Source organism: Sporomusa malonica (genome assembly GCF_900176355.1).
GTDB classification, from domain to species: domain Bacteria; phylum Bacillota; class Negativicutes; order Sporomusales; family Sporomusaceae; genus Sporomusa; species Sporomusa malonica.
The window spans coordinates 57,633-71,863 of sequence record NZ_FWXI01000020.1; the positions used below are offsets into that span (position 1 = coordinate 57,633).

12 protein-coding genes are annotated in these 14,231 nt (G+C 45.7%); 6 read left to right on the top strand and 6 right to left on the bottom strand.

All coding sequences use genetic code 11. The annotated features are described in order from the left end of the window. The coding region (locus B9A22_RS25590) for an MBG domain-containing protein (protein WP_245824060.1) at positions 1–632 on the top strand (632 nt) is incomplete at its 5' end. A gap of 190 nt (positions 633–822) precedes the next feature. After that, complete coding sequence (locus B9A22_RS19065; RefSeq protein ID WP_084577528.1) at positions 823–1,659, top strand: MBL fold metallo-hydrolase; 837 nt, start codon at positions 823–825, stop codon at positions 1,657–1,659. 49 nt (positions 1,660–1,708) lie between these two features. Here the strand turns inward: B9A22_RS19065 and B9A22_RS19070 are convergent, their stop codons facing one another. Further along, positions 1,709–2,395, bottom strand: coding sequence for a hypothetical protein (locus B9A22_RS19070; RefSeq protein ID WP_084577529.1), 687 nt, complete (start codon positions 2,393–2,395; stop codon positions 1,709–1,711). A 302-nt stretch (positions 2,396–2,697) separates the two neighbouring features. Between B9A22_RS19070 and B9A22_RS19075 the strand changes: the two genes are divergently transcribed. Then, positions 2,698–3,534 carry a site-2 protease family protein gene (locus B9A22_RS19075; protein WP_084577530.1) on the top strand — a complete coding sequence of 279 codons (837 nt, stop codon included), beginning with the start codon at positions 2,698–2,700 and terminating at the stop codon, positions 3,532–3,534. Positions 3,535–3,656: 122 nt separating this feature from the next. On the opposite strand, the gene B9A22_RS19080 is transcribed toward B9A22_RS19075, so the two are convergent. Next, positions 3,657–5,444: an ATP-binding protein gene (locus B9A22_RS19080; protein WP_084577531.1), complete on the bottom strand. Its 1,788-nt coding sequence runs from the start codon at positions 5,442–5,444 to the stop codon at positions 3,657–3,659. A gap of 181 nt (positions 5,445–5,625) precedes the next feature. Here B9A22_RS19080 and B9A22_RS19085 point away from each other — a divergent pair, with 181 nt between their 5' ends. From B9A22_RS19085 to pstA, 3 genes are all read left to right on the top strand, one after another. Then, positions 5,626–6,489, top strand: a complete 864-nt coding sequence (locus tag B9A22_RS19085; RefSeq protein WP_084577532.1) for a phosphate ABC transporter substrate-binding protein — start codon at positions 5,626–5,628, stop codon at positions 6,487–6,489. A gap of 142 nt (positions 6,490–6,631) precedes the next feature. Then, entirely contained in the window at positions 6,632–7,525 is an 894-nt protein-coding gene (gene pstC / locus B9A22_RS19090; protein WP_084577533.1) for a phosphate ABC transporter permease subunit PstC, read from the top strand. Then, positions 7,525–8,385 carry a phosphate ABC transporter permease PstA gene (gene pstA / locus B9A22_RS19095; protein WP_084577534.1) on the top strand — a complete coding sequence of 287 codons (861 nt, stop codon included), beginning with the start codon at positions 7,525–7,527 and terminating at the stop codon, positions 8,383–8,385. Before pstC ends, pstA begins: the two co-directional genes overlap by 1 nt. Positions 8,386–8,407: 22 nt before the next feature. On the opposite strand, the gene B9A22_RS19100 is transcribed toward pstA, so the two are convergent. From B9A22_RS19100 to B9A22_RS19115, 4 genes are all read right to left on the bottom strand, one after another. Next, positions 8,408–10,006 carry a CYTH and CHAD domain-containing protein gene (locus B9A22_RS19100; RefSeq protein WP_176215603.1) on the bottom strand — a complete coding sequence of 533 codons (1,599 nt, stop codon included), beginning with the start codon at positions 10,004–10,006 and terminating at the stop codon, positions 8,408–8,410. Positions 10,007–10,101: 95 nt separating this feature from the next. Next, entirely contained in the window at positions 10,102–10,830 is a 729-nt protein-coding gene (locus B9A22_RS19105) for a zinc dependent phospholipase C family protein (protein WP_176215604.1), read from the bottom strand. Positions 10,831–10,890: 60 nt separating this feature from the next. Next, positions 10,891–12,066 carry an MGDG synthase family glycosyltransferase gene (locus B9A22_RS19110; protein WP_176215605.1) on the bottom strand — a complete coding sequence of 392 codons (1,176 nt, stop codon included), beginning with the start codon at positions 12,064–12,066 and terminating at the stop codon, positions 10,891–10,893. 169 nt (positions 12,067–12,235) lie between these two features. Further along, positions 12,236–14,137, bottom strand: a complete 1,902-nt coding sequence (locus B9A22_RS19115) for a GGDEF domain-containing protein (protein WP_084577537.1) — start codon at positions 14,135–14,137, stop codon at positions 12,236–12,238. Between the last annotated feature and the right edge of the window lie 94 nt (positions 14,138–14,231).

A 14,231-nucleotide genomic window follows, 5' to 3' on the forward strand; every position in this document is an offset into this window, starting at 1 on the left:
GGGTATATAATGGCACGACAGGTGCGAGCGTAACCTATAGCGACAACCGAATAGACAGTGATGCACTGAGTGTCAGCGGCACAGCCGCTTTTGGTGACAAAAATGTGGGAACAGGTAAAACGGTTAGCGTGAGTGGAATTGCCTTAAGTGGTGCAGATGCCGGGAACTATAACTTGCAGAATACAACAGCATCCACAGTGTCCAATATTACCCCGGCAAATTTGACTTATACAGCCAATCCGGCTAACCGGATATATGGTGAGTCTAATCCTATTTTCAATGGTACGGTAACCGGATTTGTCAATGGCGAAACACTAGGGACTGCCACAATAGGTTCGCTCAGTTTTTCCGGTCTAGCTAATGCCAGCAGTCCGGTTGGTACATATGCTATTTATGGAAGTGGCTTAACCGCGAACAATGGAAATTACACATTTGTCCAAGCACCTAGTAATAGTAATGCGTTGACTGTTGGCGCTATCACGGTTGTTACTCCTCCTTCGGTCCTCCAGTACGTTTCCAGTGATTTTGGTGGCTATGGCCGTGCCCATAGCTTTAGGTTAGGCAATATAGAAGGATCAAGAGGAGATGGTGGGCCGCTGTATATCATAGAAGGAAGTGGAATTAATATTTGAATAGAGTCAATGGACGGTTCTTTGATTCCGTGTTTAATATGAAATTTGCCGTTACCAATGATGTAGAGAACCCGCATCATTGATAAACGGCAAGACTCCTGCAAAAATCTCTTGGAGACTTCTGCAGGAGTTTTTTTATATTTAGGGTAATTGATTAGAATAGAAGAATGTGTAAATATGGAGGAAAAATATGAAACTAACAGTTTTAGTTGATAATAATACTATAATTGATAGATATTTTTACGCCGAACCAGGGGTATCGTATTTAATCGAGTGTGATGAGGGCAAATACTTGTTTGATACTGGATATTCAGATATATTCTTGCGAAACGCTGCTAAAATGGGTATTAAACTATTAGCGTTAGATGGGGTAGTGATTTCACATGGTCACAATGACCATACATGGGGGCTAGGTGAGTTAGTTAAGCTATATTCAGAGGCTGCATATGAAGGATATGGGTGTACAAAACCTGCGATAATTGCTCATCCAGATGCGTTTTTAGATAGGAATGTGGATGGGCTTGATGTGGGATCAATGCTTTCCAGTGATCAACTAAAGAAATCATTTTCATTAAAACTTGGTAAAGAACCTATATGGATCACTAATAAACTTGTATTCTTAGGGGAAATCGAACGAAATAATTCTTTTGAGATAGAATCCCCAATAGGCAGAGTGATGCGGGATGGCGTTTGGGAAGATGATTTTATTATCGATGATTCTGCGTTAGCCTATATGTCCGATAATGGCTTGGTAATAATTACAGGATGTTCCCATGCCGGGATTTGCAATATTATCGAACATGCTAAAAAAGTATGTAATGAGGAAAGAGTATATGATGTTATTGGTGGGTTTCATCTATTAAATCCCTCCCCCAAAAAGCTGGGTAATACGGTTGATTATTTTCAAAAATGCCAGCCTCATGCTATTTATGCATGCCATTGTACCGATTTGCGCTCAAAAATAAGTTTAGCACAAGTCGCGAATGTTGAAGAGACTGGTGTAGGATTAGTGTTGGAATATAAATGAGGCTATTTGAGAAGAAAAGAGACGCTCATCATGATTGCAAATACAGAAACTAGATTCCTATCCCCTGATTTTTGGGGTAAACCTGCAAAAAGGTAATGATAGCTTCAGGAGTAATGAGTTTGATGTTTTCATAAAGATCATTAAAGTGGTTGGTGATAGCCGTTGGTGTAATGCCGGCCGGACCATAGACCACGAAAAGGGCTTGCTCTGTACTGGGCTTAAGGCTTGTCCTGGAATCGGGCCCCCCTAATATGCTGGATATGACACCTTGTTCATCAGCCAGCATCATATCGCCTTGTTTACACAGCTGTTCTTTGCCGCTTATCCCGGTGTATTTTTCGTGGCCTGCGGCTAAGCTCAAGTGCAAAGGCGGCTGAACGGCGGCCAAATCATGTCCTGCTGTCAGTAAAGAATTTTTTAGTTCGGCCAAAAACATTGCCTCAACTAAAGCGGCTCCACTCGGAATCGTCTTACCTTTATAAATGATTGATTCTAGCTGGTGCAGCACATGGTAGGATTTTTTGTAGCGCTTATAGTACTGTATGTAGGGCTGTAACGGTTGGCATTTAGCTATTAGATCAGAATTGCCAAATTCAGCCTGAAGGAAATTGACTACTTCAAGCTTTTTTTCTTCCAGCCGGGGATTGTATTCAGGATTGGCTACTTTCTTCACAACCATCATTCCGAGGCACGCCCCTGGGTAAACAGTCTGCCATGCTTCAGATATTTCTAACATTCAGGTCACTTCCTCACAGAGGTGTTTAGCAAAAACAGCTCTTTTCTATATAAAATATCATCAAAAGCCTAACTTTTGTAGAACCAGTTGAATGCTAATTTTTGGGTGCCACTCATAGAGAGTGTTGTCTCAATGGATATCAGGGAGACTGGTGCATTGACACAAGTAGACACATATATAAGCAAATGGTAAACTTTATATATGGAGGTGGCAGTCTGTCAAGAAGTGTAATCGCTCGAATCTGATTGGGAGAATAAATATATCCCCTAAAAATATGATTGATAAAGAATTGAGGTATTGCGTTGAATAGAGAAGACGAAATGAATGAGTATAGGGATACTCCACCGCCACCTTCGCGGCAGCCCTGGTATAAAAGATTCGGGTTAGGTGGGGCGGTTACTGTTCTGCTGGCTATACTGAAGTGGAAGACGATTCTTAGTTTTCTTCAGGGAATCTTTTTCTTGTTTAAGTTCAGTAAGTTTGGGGTTACAACAGTATCCATGCTGGCGATGATTGGCGTGTATGCCTGGTTTTATGGTATTTGGTGGGCGGTAGGTTTTGTTTTGCTTATTACAGTCCACGAATACGGGCATATGTATGCGGCGAAGCGGCAGAACATCCCTGTAACGGCTCCGGTTTTTATCCCTTTCCTAGGAGCGCTGATTGGTATTAAGGAACCTCCCAAGGATGCGGCAACAGAAAGTATTATTGCCTATGGTGGGCCACTGTTTGGCTTTTTTGCGGCAGCTGTTGTTCATATCGCAGCTTATGTATTTCAGTCACCGCTGCTGTTCTCACTGGCGTTTACAGGCTATTTCCTGACGTTATTTAACCTCATACCGGCCTCGCCGCTTGACGGTGGGCGGATCGCCGGGGCGGTATCTCCCTATATTTGGTTTCTGGGCATTCCCTTGATTGGGGTTCTTATCTGGTTTAGCTTTAGTCCGATCTTAGTATTAGTTTTGTTTGCGGCCATTCATCGTGCATGGGAGTTCTGGAAGCATCGCCATGACTCCTACTATGATACTGAGCCAGGGGTTCGCCTAAAGATCGGGATTGCCTATCTTGCCTTGTTGTTGGTGAGTGGGGTGTTAACTTACGAAACGCATCTTACTGCAGAGGCGTTGCGGCCAAGATGATAACGAAGAACGCTGGGCTTAGAATAGAATAAAAAGCGAGATTGCCACGTAGCACTCGTAATGACGAAAAGGGAACTACCTACTTCGTCATTGCGAACGTATGTGAAGCAATCTCGCTTTCTTTATTCACTAGTCGAACTGGGCAATGTAATGGTGAACGTTGTTCCCACATCAACCATGCTTTCGGCTTTAATGCGTCCACCTAACATTTCGACAATAAATTTGGCAATAGCCAGACCAAGGCCGGTGCCGCCGGCGGTGCGGGCGCGTGCGCGGTCGACTCGATAAAAGCGGTCAAAGATAAGTGGCAGGTCTTTGGCCGGGATACCAATGCCGGAGTCTTTAACCTCAATTTTAATTTCCCGCTCTTCCTGCGAGCAGGTTAACATGATCTTACCGCCTGGAGGAGTGTACTTGATACTGTTTTCCAATAAGTTAACAATAACTTGTTTGAGCCAGTCGGGATGAGCTAGGGCGGCAAGCGGTTCAGGGGGGGTTGTTAAGCTGATGGTATGTTTTTTCTGCTGCCAGCGGGGTGCCAGGTCTTGTTTGGCTGCTTCTAACACCGGCCTGATAGCTACTGGTTCCAGTTTGACTTGCTCACGATATTCCTGGGCGCTAAGGCGGGCCAGTTTGAGTAAATCTTGTACCAAGCGATGCATACGGTCAGCTTCGTCATAAATGATGCGGACAAACTTCTCTGTGAGTTCTGGCTGTGCAAGTGCTCCGTCCAAAAGAGTTTCGGCAAAGCCTTTGATGGCGGTCAGCGGCGTAGCCAGTTCATGGGATGCATTTGTCACAAACTCGGATTGGCGGTCATGCATTTCCTGCAGTGTTGTTATATCATGGAATACGCTTAATATGCCGGTAACCTCGTTTTCGCTGCCAGTAAAAGGAGCCAGAAAGACTTGAAATACGCGTTTTTTGCCGTGAATATTGGTTTTAAGATCAATAATCTTGTTTTCCTTCGACAGGATTGCTTCCTGTACTGCCTGATCCAGAAGGCTATTGCCGATGACCTGAATGTTGTGCTGCCCCAGCATTTGGTCGGTTATTCCAAAGACAGACATGGCCATTTTATTGGCGGTGGTGACTCTGCTATAACGGTCCAAGAGAATAACAGCATTACCCATATTCTGCAGAATAAGCTCAAGCTTGCGTTTTTCGCCAATGGCGTCATTAACCTTGTCCTCTAAGCTGGAAGTCAGATTATTGAGGGCATGGGCCAAAATTTCCAGTTCGTCGCCTGTCTTGATAAAGACTCGTTTGCTTAGTGTGCCTTCCGCAATTTCGTTAGCTGTATCAATAATTTCTTCAAGTGGACGGGTATATTTATAGGCAAGTCCCAGACTGAAGGCGATAGCTACAAGTGAGGTCAGCAGACTGGCTGCTAAGAGAGCTGAGAGTATCTTTTTGTAGCCAGCGTCAACATGGTCAAGCGGCATGGCTACACGGACGACGCCGGTAATTTCATTCTGGTAATAAATCGGGGTCGAAACATAAAGCAGCGATTTGTCCTGAGTAGTACTTGTCCGAATGCTGTGGCCGTTATTGCCTGTGAGTGCATCGGCTATCTCGGGGCGATTACTATGGTTTTCCATGAGAGCCGGATTTTGCTGAGAGTCGGCAATAACAGCTCCGGTGGTGTCAATCACAGTTACTCTAAGGTCGATACGCGAGCTTAGTTCTTTAATCTTTTCATCAATTTGAGCCTTCTGGATTGGGCCGGACATGTCCCGGTAAATTAACTCTTCAATAATTTTTCCCTGGTTGAGCATAGCTGTATTGAGACTTTCAATATTATGCTGGTAAAAAAACCACAGGATATAGCCGCCAAGGGCAGTCAGTGTAAAGAGAATAAGTGCTAGAAACGACACGACCAGCCGGTTGCGGAGGTTGCGGGAAAACATTTGGGAAGACCTCCCTAGAATGAATTTTATTAATACTATTACAAATAATACAATATATTAGATGTAAAGGCCAGTTGCCTTTTCTTAACATTCCCTTAACATTTCCTTAACACATCAAACTTTAAAATGATTTACAATGAATATATCAAATGTACAAACTGCGAGGAGGTCAATAACAACTATGAAACTATCCCGAAAAATGTTAGCAGGCGCTCTGGCCATGGTGTTAGGCGTTAGCTTAGTAGCAGGCTGTGGTGGCTCGAAAGAAGCCCCTAAAGAAGCTCCAAAAGCCCAAACTGAATTGTCCGGTACTGTCACTGCATCAGGTTCGACAGCACTATTACCTTTCTTAAAACCAGCACAGGAAGAGTTCCAGAAGAAAAATGCTAAAGTTACTGTTAATATCGCCGGCGGTGGCTCTTTCACAGGGCAAAACCAAGTAGCTGCAGGTTCGGTTAATATCGGTAACTCCGATGTGCCTCTGCAGGACAGCTTAAAGGATAAAGGTCTTGTGGAAACTAAACTTGTAGGTATTCCTTTCGTATTTATTACTAACACTGATGTTGCCGTTGAAACTTTGACCCAACAGCAATATGTTGATATCTTCACAGGTAAAGTAACCAACTGGAAAGAGGTTGGCGGTAAGGATCAAAAGATCACCCTCATTCATCGTGCCAAGTCCTCCGGTTCCCGTGGTGCCATAGCTGAGATTGTGCTCAAAGGCGCAGCCTTTACCGACAATGCGGTTATTCAAGACTCCAATGGCGCTGTGAGAGCAGCTATTGCCAGCACCCCAGGCGCTATCGGCTATGTTGACGCCGCTTATGCCGATCAGTCAGTAAAAACCCTGGCCTACAATGGTGTTAAATACAGTATCAATGATGTAGTCAGCGGCAAATATCCTGTATTTACCTATGGCCGTATGTATACTAAAGGTGAACCGACCGGAGCAATAAAAGCCTTTATTGATTATGCAACAAGCAAAGAGTTCCAAGAGGCCTATGCTGAGAAAAACGGTTTCGTACCTATCACTAAAATGAAATAATTCTGTTAGCAAAAGCCCTGAGCCAATCGGCTCAGGGCTTTTATTGAGATTTAACACAATCTTAACATTGCATTAACAAACCAGGACACACTAATGGCATATAATTAAGAGGAACTATTCTTTCGATAGGATGTGACTTTTAATGGCAACTACTGCTGACAACCGGGACCACCGGATGAAACTTGTATATGACCGGTATGTACGCTATTTATTTATTGCAAGCGCTTTTCTTATGACGGTAATCATCTTATCTATTATTGTATTTGTAGGCCAGCAAGGGCTGATGACTTTTAAAGAGGTCAGTCCTATGGAGTTTTTCTTTTCGTCCAAATGGGACCCAACCGAAGATAAATTTGGGGCCTTTAGCTTTATTACAGGTTCAGTTTACGTCACTATTTTGGCTGTTCTGTTTGGTGCGCCGCTTGGGTTGGCTGGTGCCATCTTTATGGCCAAGATTGCACCAGAATGGCTGCGGGAGATTATGCGGCCGGCCACTGACCTATATGTCGCCATTCCATCAGTTGTCTACGGCTATGTTGGGCTGACTGTTCTGGTTCCGTTTATTCGCGAGTTTTTTCATGTAAACACCGGTTTTGGTTTGTTTGCGGCCTCGCTGATTCTTTCCATTATGATCTTACCGACAATTATCAGCATTTCGGAAGACGCTATTAGGGCTGTGCCAAAGACTTTGGAAGAAGCCTCGTTGGCCTTGGGTGCTACCCGTTGGCAAACCATTGCCAAGGTGCTGCTGCCATCAGCGCTTCCTGGCATTCTGACTGCTATTATTTTGGCCATGGCCAGAGCCATCGGTGAGACCATGGCAGTGCAAATGGTGATTGGTAATACACCGCAAATGGCAAAGTCGCTGTTTACGCCGACCTCGACGTTGCCTAGTGAGATTGTGGTTGAGATGGGAAATACGCCTTTTGGTTCGGCTTGGGGTAATTCATTGTTCTTAATGGCGCTGGTGCTGCTTATATTATCGCTTGTCATGATTTTAATCATCAGGCAGATTGCAGCAAGGAGGATGGCATAATGTCGGCACGAAGTCAGGATAAAATAGCTACAGCCGTTATGTGGCTGGCAGGAATAATTATTTTAGCCATACTTGTTACTTTTTTAGGATATATGCTATATAAAGGGTTGCCGGTCTTAAACTGGAACTTTATCACAGGTATGCCGAGTGATATCTACGCAGGCGGCGGAGTTGGGCCACAGTTATTTAACTCCTTCTATATTCTGGGGCTATCCATGCTGTTTTCCATTCCGGTGGCTGTTGGGGCGGGTATTTATTTAGCTGAGTATGCCGGTAACGATAGGCTGACAGATATGATTAGGTTAAGTACAGAGAGTTTGGCAACCGTTCCTTCCATTGTACTTGGCTTGTTTGGAATGATCATTTTTGTTAATATGTTTGGCATGGGATTTAGTATTCTCGGTGGTTCGCTTACCTTATTGCTGTTAAACCTGCCGGTGCTGGTGCGGGTTACTGAAGAATCCATTCGTACCGTACCTGCTCATTACCGGGAGGCCAGTCTGGCGCTAGGAGCTACCAAATGGCAGACAATCTGGCGGGTGGTACTACCTAATGCATTGCCTGGGATCATTACCGGTATTACGCTGACAGCCGGCCGGGCATTAGGTGAAACTGCCATTCTCATATTTACTGCCGGTACTACCGTTTCCCGGACAGTCCCTGACTTTGATGTTATGGCTGCAGGGGAAACATTGGCTGTGCATATGTGGTATGTTATGGCTGTAGGACTTGTCCCTGACCGGGTAGCTGTTGCTGACGGTACAGGCGCACTATTAATCCTCACAATCTTAGTGTTTAACCTCATGTTTGCGCTGCCGAGCAAGTATATTCAACGAAAAATGGCTGGCGGCAGTCATTAAAGAAGAAGTCCTGAGACGTTATTTACATCTCAGGACTTCTTTTATTTGTGGCACCTTCGTCATGCAATTTTAGTTTCTTTATTTTCGCAACTGCTTTTTCGACCTTAGTCCAAATTCTGTCCCAATTATCAACGGCGGCCAATGATCTGGCCAGTTGCCAGCCGGTAATAAGACCGGCATCCCGATGGGTAAGGCGGCTGGCCGAAGCCTTAATCAGCTCGTGCAAAAGCGGGGGGGTGTAAGCAACATCCTGGATTCTGCCTAAAGAGTCCTGGAGTTTCTCCAGCCGTTTACTAAGCAACTGGGCATTGTCCGGCAGGGCTGGTGCCAGAGAATCCAGCGTGTACCTGAGGCGTTTACCGGCAATTCGGAGTTCGTGGACGGCGTCCAAGTCGGCAAGGTCAAGAGCGCTTCCTAATTTCAAAAACTGCTTAAGCCAATGGGCTAAGCGTTCTAGGGCAAATTCTTTAAGCGATGGCATAGGGTCATCGGTATTTTTATTCGCCTGCTTTTGCATAAATGCCCATAAGCCTAAAAGTACTGGGGTAAGCTGTCCGGCAGCAAGAGCGTCATAGAGAAGGTCTCTTGTGGCCTGGCGTTTGCCGGCAATTAACGCGGCTAAAGTCGGTTTGGCTGTATGTACGGGAAGAATTTTTTTCGCATACTCGGCCAATTCATCCCAGGCCAGGCTAAATACATCAAGATCGCGGACACTGCCAAGTCGGTGGCCATAACCAGTAAGCTTGTTCTGCCAATTAGCATATTCCTCAGCAGGAAGCAGTGGCTTGGAAAAATTAATTAATCCTCGCAGCTTGCGTAGTGCTACCCGGAAATCATGTAATGTTTCTATCTCATCAGGATTGGATAAGTAAGTCTGCTGGGCGCTAATCACCTCATGAATATGGTAAATGATAACTTGGCTCAGTATTTGGAGGGCAGGCTGGGTTGCGCTTGATTTTTTCAGCGGGGTGGGTAAGGGGGTATCGCGGCCAAGCTCAGCGGCTAAGCCAGCTAATACTGCTGCCCGGTAGAGTTTGCTGTCCAGTTCAGGTAGCAGAGGAAAGTCGTCGGCTAGAGCGGCTCCCAGCCAGACGAGAGCTTCAGGCTGTCCTTCCTTGAGTTCAAGTTCAAGCTCCAAAATTTTCTGCTGCTTATCCCCGGCAAAGATATCGCCAGCATCAAGTGCCAGTTCGATACTGCTGCCATCTGGGGTCAAGAGGTTGATAATATGACGTTCAAATCGAGTGCTAAATACCGGCTCTAAAGGCATTTCGCTAATCGCTTCGGCTAAACGCACGCCAATATCTGTAGTCAGAAATGGCTCAATACTAGGAAGTGGGCTGTCTACCGGCACATTGTACTCAGCTCGCTGGTGAAGCCCGCCGTCGCTGGTTCCGTCAGCTTTAACGGTAGCTGTCCACTGACCGTTTGCCAGGCGCAGCCGGTACGACAGGCGTGATTTCAGCAAAGACTGATCGGCAGTATCATAATAAGTAGTCTCAAGTGTCTGTTTAGAGGGTGGCTGAGTAGAGAGTTCTTTCAATAAGGGCGCGGTTAACAAATGATCAGTGATGGTTGGGTCAGCTAACCTCAATTTAAGCTCAGCTTCAGTATTTGACATAGGCAAACACCTCCTTAAGTATGTCATGTCCAAAATTGGATAATTTTATATATATTCGCGCCCTGTGATGGAATGCCTTTATTCACCAGATTTTTTTAGGCCACAATTACCCGAGCTCTATTCCAATTAATAGCTGCCATGGTGTAGAAACGCTCAAACAACCCAGCTGTGGTGCGTTGAGCGCGGGGAAGCAGGTGGGTGGTAACAGTATGAAATCTCGTATGGTTTTCTTCTGTTACCCAGTCAAGGTAGTCAGCTGCGATTACCGCATTGTTTATCAAAAGACTATAAGGGTCAGTATTGGCTAGGTAGAGCCCTTCATTCTGTACGGCAAACGAACTGAGGTTGTCTCTAACCCAGATCTCATATTCCTTATGACCGGAAAACAGTCTGGCGCGGGCATGGTGCGGGACACATAAATCCTGCAGCAAATGGGCAGCCGCCCCGAGAAAGAAAGCACTTTTGGCCAAATTATTTTGCCACGCATAGGTCAAGGCAGCCTTGAAGTAGGCGGAAAAGTCATCAAGTGCGGTGGCAAACCGCCATAATCCTTTGCCAGTTAAGGGTTCATAATAATGGCTGACATTTTTCCAGCCGCTATCAGCCCAATAAACCCCCGCATTAAGCTGGGGCAGGTAGGTTTTAAAGAAGGCGGCGCAGTCATTAGCACCATCGCTCAATAAGATGGTAACAGCCTGCTTGTTTAAAAACTCATGGGTTACACTTGGTTGGTCAAATAAGCCTTGAAAGGGACTTACAGCAGCAAGCAGCAATTTGGCTCCTGTACCCTCTGTATACACTGCCGGTAATGACTCGGGTTTCATAGCCATCTCCTCCTATCTCAAAAAAAGTAAAAAAAGGGAGACGGTTTTTCTGACATTGTGTCAGAAGAACCGTCCCCCTGACATGGTGGCTCCGGTACGAAACAACTCTTGTGAGATTGTACTTGCAATTGTTTGGGCAGCTGCCGGGCGGCCGAGCAGGGTAGCCATTTCCCGCATATAACCTAATCGTTCGGGTTGGGTGAGTAGTTCATAGACTGTGTTGCTCAGGCTGTAGGTGTTCTGGGCCCAGAGTGCGGCGCCTTTTCTTGTCAGGTAAGCCGCGTTTTCTTCTTCTTGACCAGGGATAGCCTGATACAAGAGCAAGGGAAGCTGCATTGACAGTGCTTCACTGATGGTTAGTGCTCCTGGTTTGGTGATGAGTAAATCGGCGGCAGCCATCAGTTCGGGAACATGACGGGTGTAGCCGAGTACTTTGACTGGGTGAGCAAGGGCATGTGCTTTGGCTGAGAGACTACGGCGAAGGGAGGCATTGCGCCCGGCAACCACTACCAGATTAAGCGGCAGGTGCAAAGCATCAATAGCAAGTACTGCCTGCTCAAGATCGCCCATTCCAAGTCCTCCGCCCATCAGGAGAATAATTGGGTGATTGTTGGAAAATCCTAACGCGTAGCGAGCCGCTCGCTGTTCGGCTGTAGCAGGTATGTGACTGAACTTCGGGCCAATAGGGATGCCTGTGGCATAAACGTGAGCCTGGTCAATGCCATGCATAACCAGTTCCTGTTTTAGCTCAGGGGTAGCGACAAAGTACAGGTCAGTCTCCTTATAGCACCAGAGACGATGGATGGCAAAATCAGTAATAACACCAATAAGTGGTGTATTGATTCGACGGGTATGCTTTAGGTATGCGGCTGCACCGCAAGGAAAAGGATGGGTGCAGATAATGGCGTCAGGGCGATGGATATTAATTAACTTAAGCATACTACGCTTCATTGCCATAGCCATAAGGCTTTGGACCTTACTGCCAGGCAGTGGCATTTGAGAAAAGCGATACAGCAGGTCGTACATATCGGGAAAATTATCAATCAGTTTGAGGTAAGCCTCTTTTACCAGTGTATTAAGATACGAGTTTTCACCAGCCATGAAGTCGATCACTTGGGCGGCGGCCAGTTCTTGGCTTTCAATGGCTGTTTGAACAGCCCTGGCAGCCTGGGTGTGTCCGGCACCTACTGAAGCTGAAACCAATAAGATTTTTGCTGGTTTGATTTTTGACGACAAAGTAATCACCTCGTCACTAAACTCATTTTCATTTTAACATATTTTACGCAGACGACTGTTAACGCCAGGTTAATAGGGCGTTAAGCAATGTAAAAAAACGCCCGCGTCCTGCTTACTAAACTGCAAACAAGCGCGGCGCGTTAACTGATTAAACTATTTGGCTGTTGACCTAAGCTCTGGCGCCGCGGCGATCACAGACCACACATGAACCTGCACGCTGTTTGGCCAGTTTTTTCAGGTCGGCGGCTACCTCCGCAATCTCAAGGTAGTTAGTAAACATATGTAACTGGTTTATGACAACCGCAATCGAGATGGAGACTATGGGGAAGTGCTCAGTCTGCCCCTTGCGGTTTTTTCCTTCCAGATATCCTTTAAGCAAATCATCAGGATGATACTGGCCGATAATTTCGCGATCAAATAGTTCAATAATACTCTCTGAGACGGCCTGAACACTCTCGGGCTTGGTGATGATGATAAAGTCATCTCCACCGATATGACCCAAAAAATCATCAGCAGAACCAGCCTTGCCAATGCTCCGGCTTAAAACTTGAGAGGTCAAGAGCAGGACTCGATCGCCTCGCTCAAAACCATATTTATCATTGTACGCCTTAAAATTGTCAAGGTCAAGATACATAACTGCAAAAGGCTCTCTAGCCTCCACCAGCTCTTTTAAGCGATCTTCAATTACCAGATTGCCAGGTAGTCCGGTAAGCGGGTTAGAGTTATGGGCTCGGCGAATTTGGAGATTGGTAATATTGTTTAGAAGTGACATGATAGATACCACTCCCAGAAATCGCTCGTCTTTGACGACAATAATAAAGTCATACAGGTGATAATCATCCCGGCTCATTGCCATTTGCGACACAGCTTCAAGCGGCAGTTCGGCATTCACAATAAGTGGTTTTTTATCCATGACCCGGTCAACTGGGCGGCGATGATATAGTGATATTCCATAATTAGTTCCTAGCTGATAATACAACTTATCTTTCATTAGCAAGCCAACAGGATAGTCGCCATCAACAATGACGATACCACTTGTTTGCTGGATTGTAAAGATTTCTTCAACAGTGCTTACTACCGTAGAGGGTTGGACTGTAGGAATCTGTTCGACAATTTCGCCGATGCTAACCCCGAGCCCCTTACGGGAACGGGATTTAGCCTGCACATCCTGGAAGTTGTACTCGGCAATCATTTCAAGCACCTCCTGTGGTATTTCAGGCGGCGGAAAACCAGGCCGCGCTAGAAAATAACCTTGGCCATAATGGACCCCTTTACTAATGAGGATGGCCAGTTCGTCTGCGCTCTCAATCCCTTCGGCAATTATCTTACTGTGAATAACAGCAGCTAGCTTGGTCATGGCATCCAGCATAGCCTGTTTGAGCGGGTCTTTATCCACGTCATGCACGATCGAGCGGTCAAGTTTAATGTAGTTGGGTCTGAGCTCGGCGATAGCTTGAAGGCTGGAATAGCCTGCGCCAGCATCGTCAACGGCAATGCTGTAGCCCTGTGCGCGATAATGGTTGAGTGACTTGCAGAAACTATCAAAGTCACTAATGGCTGTTCGTTCAGTAATTTCAAAAGTAACCTGTTCAGGATTGAGGCCCTGTTTTATTACAAATGCCTTGGTCAGGCCGCCGCGGAAATTAGGATCTCTAACTACCTCGGCATTCATATTGAGAAATAGTCGTTGATTTACTCCCAGGTTATGTAGATTACTGAGTGCCGCTTCCCGGCAAACCTGTTCCAAGGCCAGCAGCTGTCCATTATTTGTGGCAGCATTAAAAAGCTCAATAGGATATTGCAAGGGACTGCCTACGGGGCCGCGGCTTAAGGCTTCATACCCCATTATGATCCCGGTTTTTAAATTAACGATGGGCTGATACACTGGGGTGACTTTTTTGTCTTTAATAATTGTCTCAAGCTCTTCTTTGAGGTCTGCCGCTGTATAGGGCTGCTTAGGCGGCTGCGGCGTACTAAATAAAGACCGTCCGCCAGTTGGAAATGATAGTGTATTGAAGGCTAAAACGCTGCTACATATACCTTTCAGCAATTGAGGTAGCTTAAGCGGCATAGGAATTACCTCCTAGGTATGTCCGAGTATATAAATACATTATAATCCAGAAATTAATCGCACTTTGTAATGATTGTGTTAACTTTTTGGAAAT

Coding starts and splice junctions, on each gene's coding strand:
- B9A22_RS19100 (WP_176215603.1), bottom strand. CDS start 10,006: ATGTCAAATACTGAAGCTGAGCTTAAATTGAGGTTAGCTGACCCAACC.
- B9A22_RS19115 (WP_084577537.1), bottom strand. CDS start 14,137: ATGCCGCTTAAGCTACCTCAATTGCTGAAAGGTATATGTAGCAGCGTT.
- B9A22_RS19085 (WP_084577532.1), top strand. CDS start 5,626: ATGAAACTATCCCGAAAAATGTTAGCAGGCGCTCTGGCCATGGTGTTA.
- pstA (WP_084577534.1), top strand. CDS start 7,525: ATGTCGGCACGAAGTCAGGATAAAATAGCTACAGCCGTTATGTGGCTG.
- B9A22_RS19105 (WP_176215604.1), bottom strand. CDS start 10,830: ATGAAACCCGAGTCATTACCGGCAGTGTATACAGAGGGTACAGGAGCC.
- pstC (WP_084577533.1), top strand. CDS start 6,632: ATGGCAACTACTGCTGACAACCGGGACCACCGGATGAAACTTGTATAT.
- B9A22_RS19080 (WP_084577531.1), bottom strand. CDS start 5,444: ATGTTTTCCCGCAACCTCCGCAACCGGCTGGTCGTGTCGTTTCTAGCA.
- B9A22_RS19065 (WP_084577528.1), top strand. CDS start 823: ATGAAACTAACAGTTTTAGTTGATAATAATACTATAATTGATAGATAT.
- B9A22_RS19070 (WP_084577529.1), bottom strand. CDS start 2,395: ATGTTAGAAATATCTGAAGCATGGCAGACTGTTTACCCAGGGGCGTGC.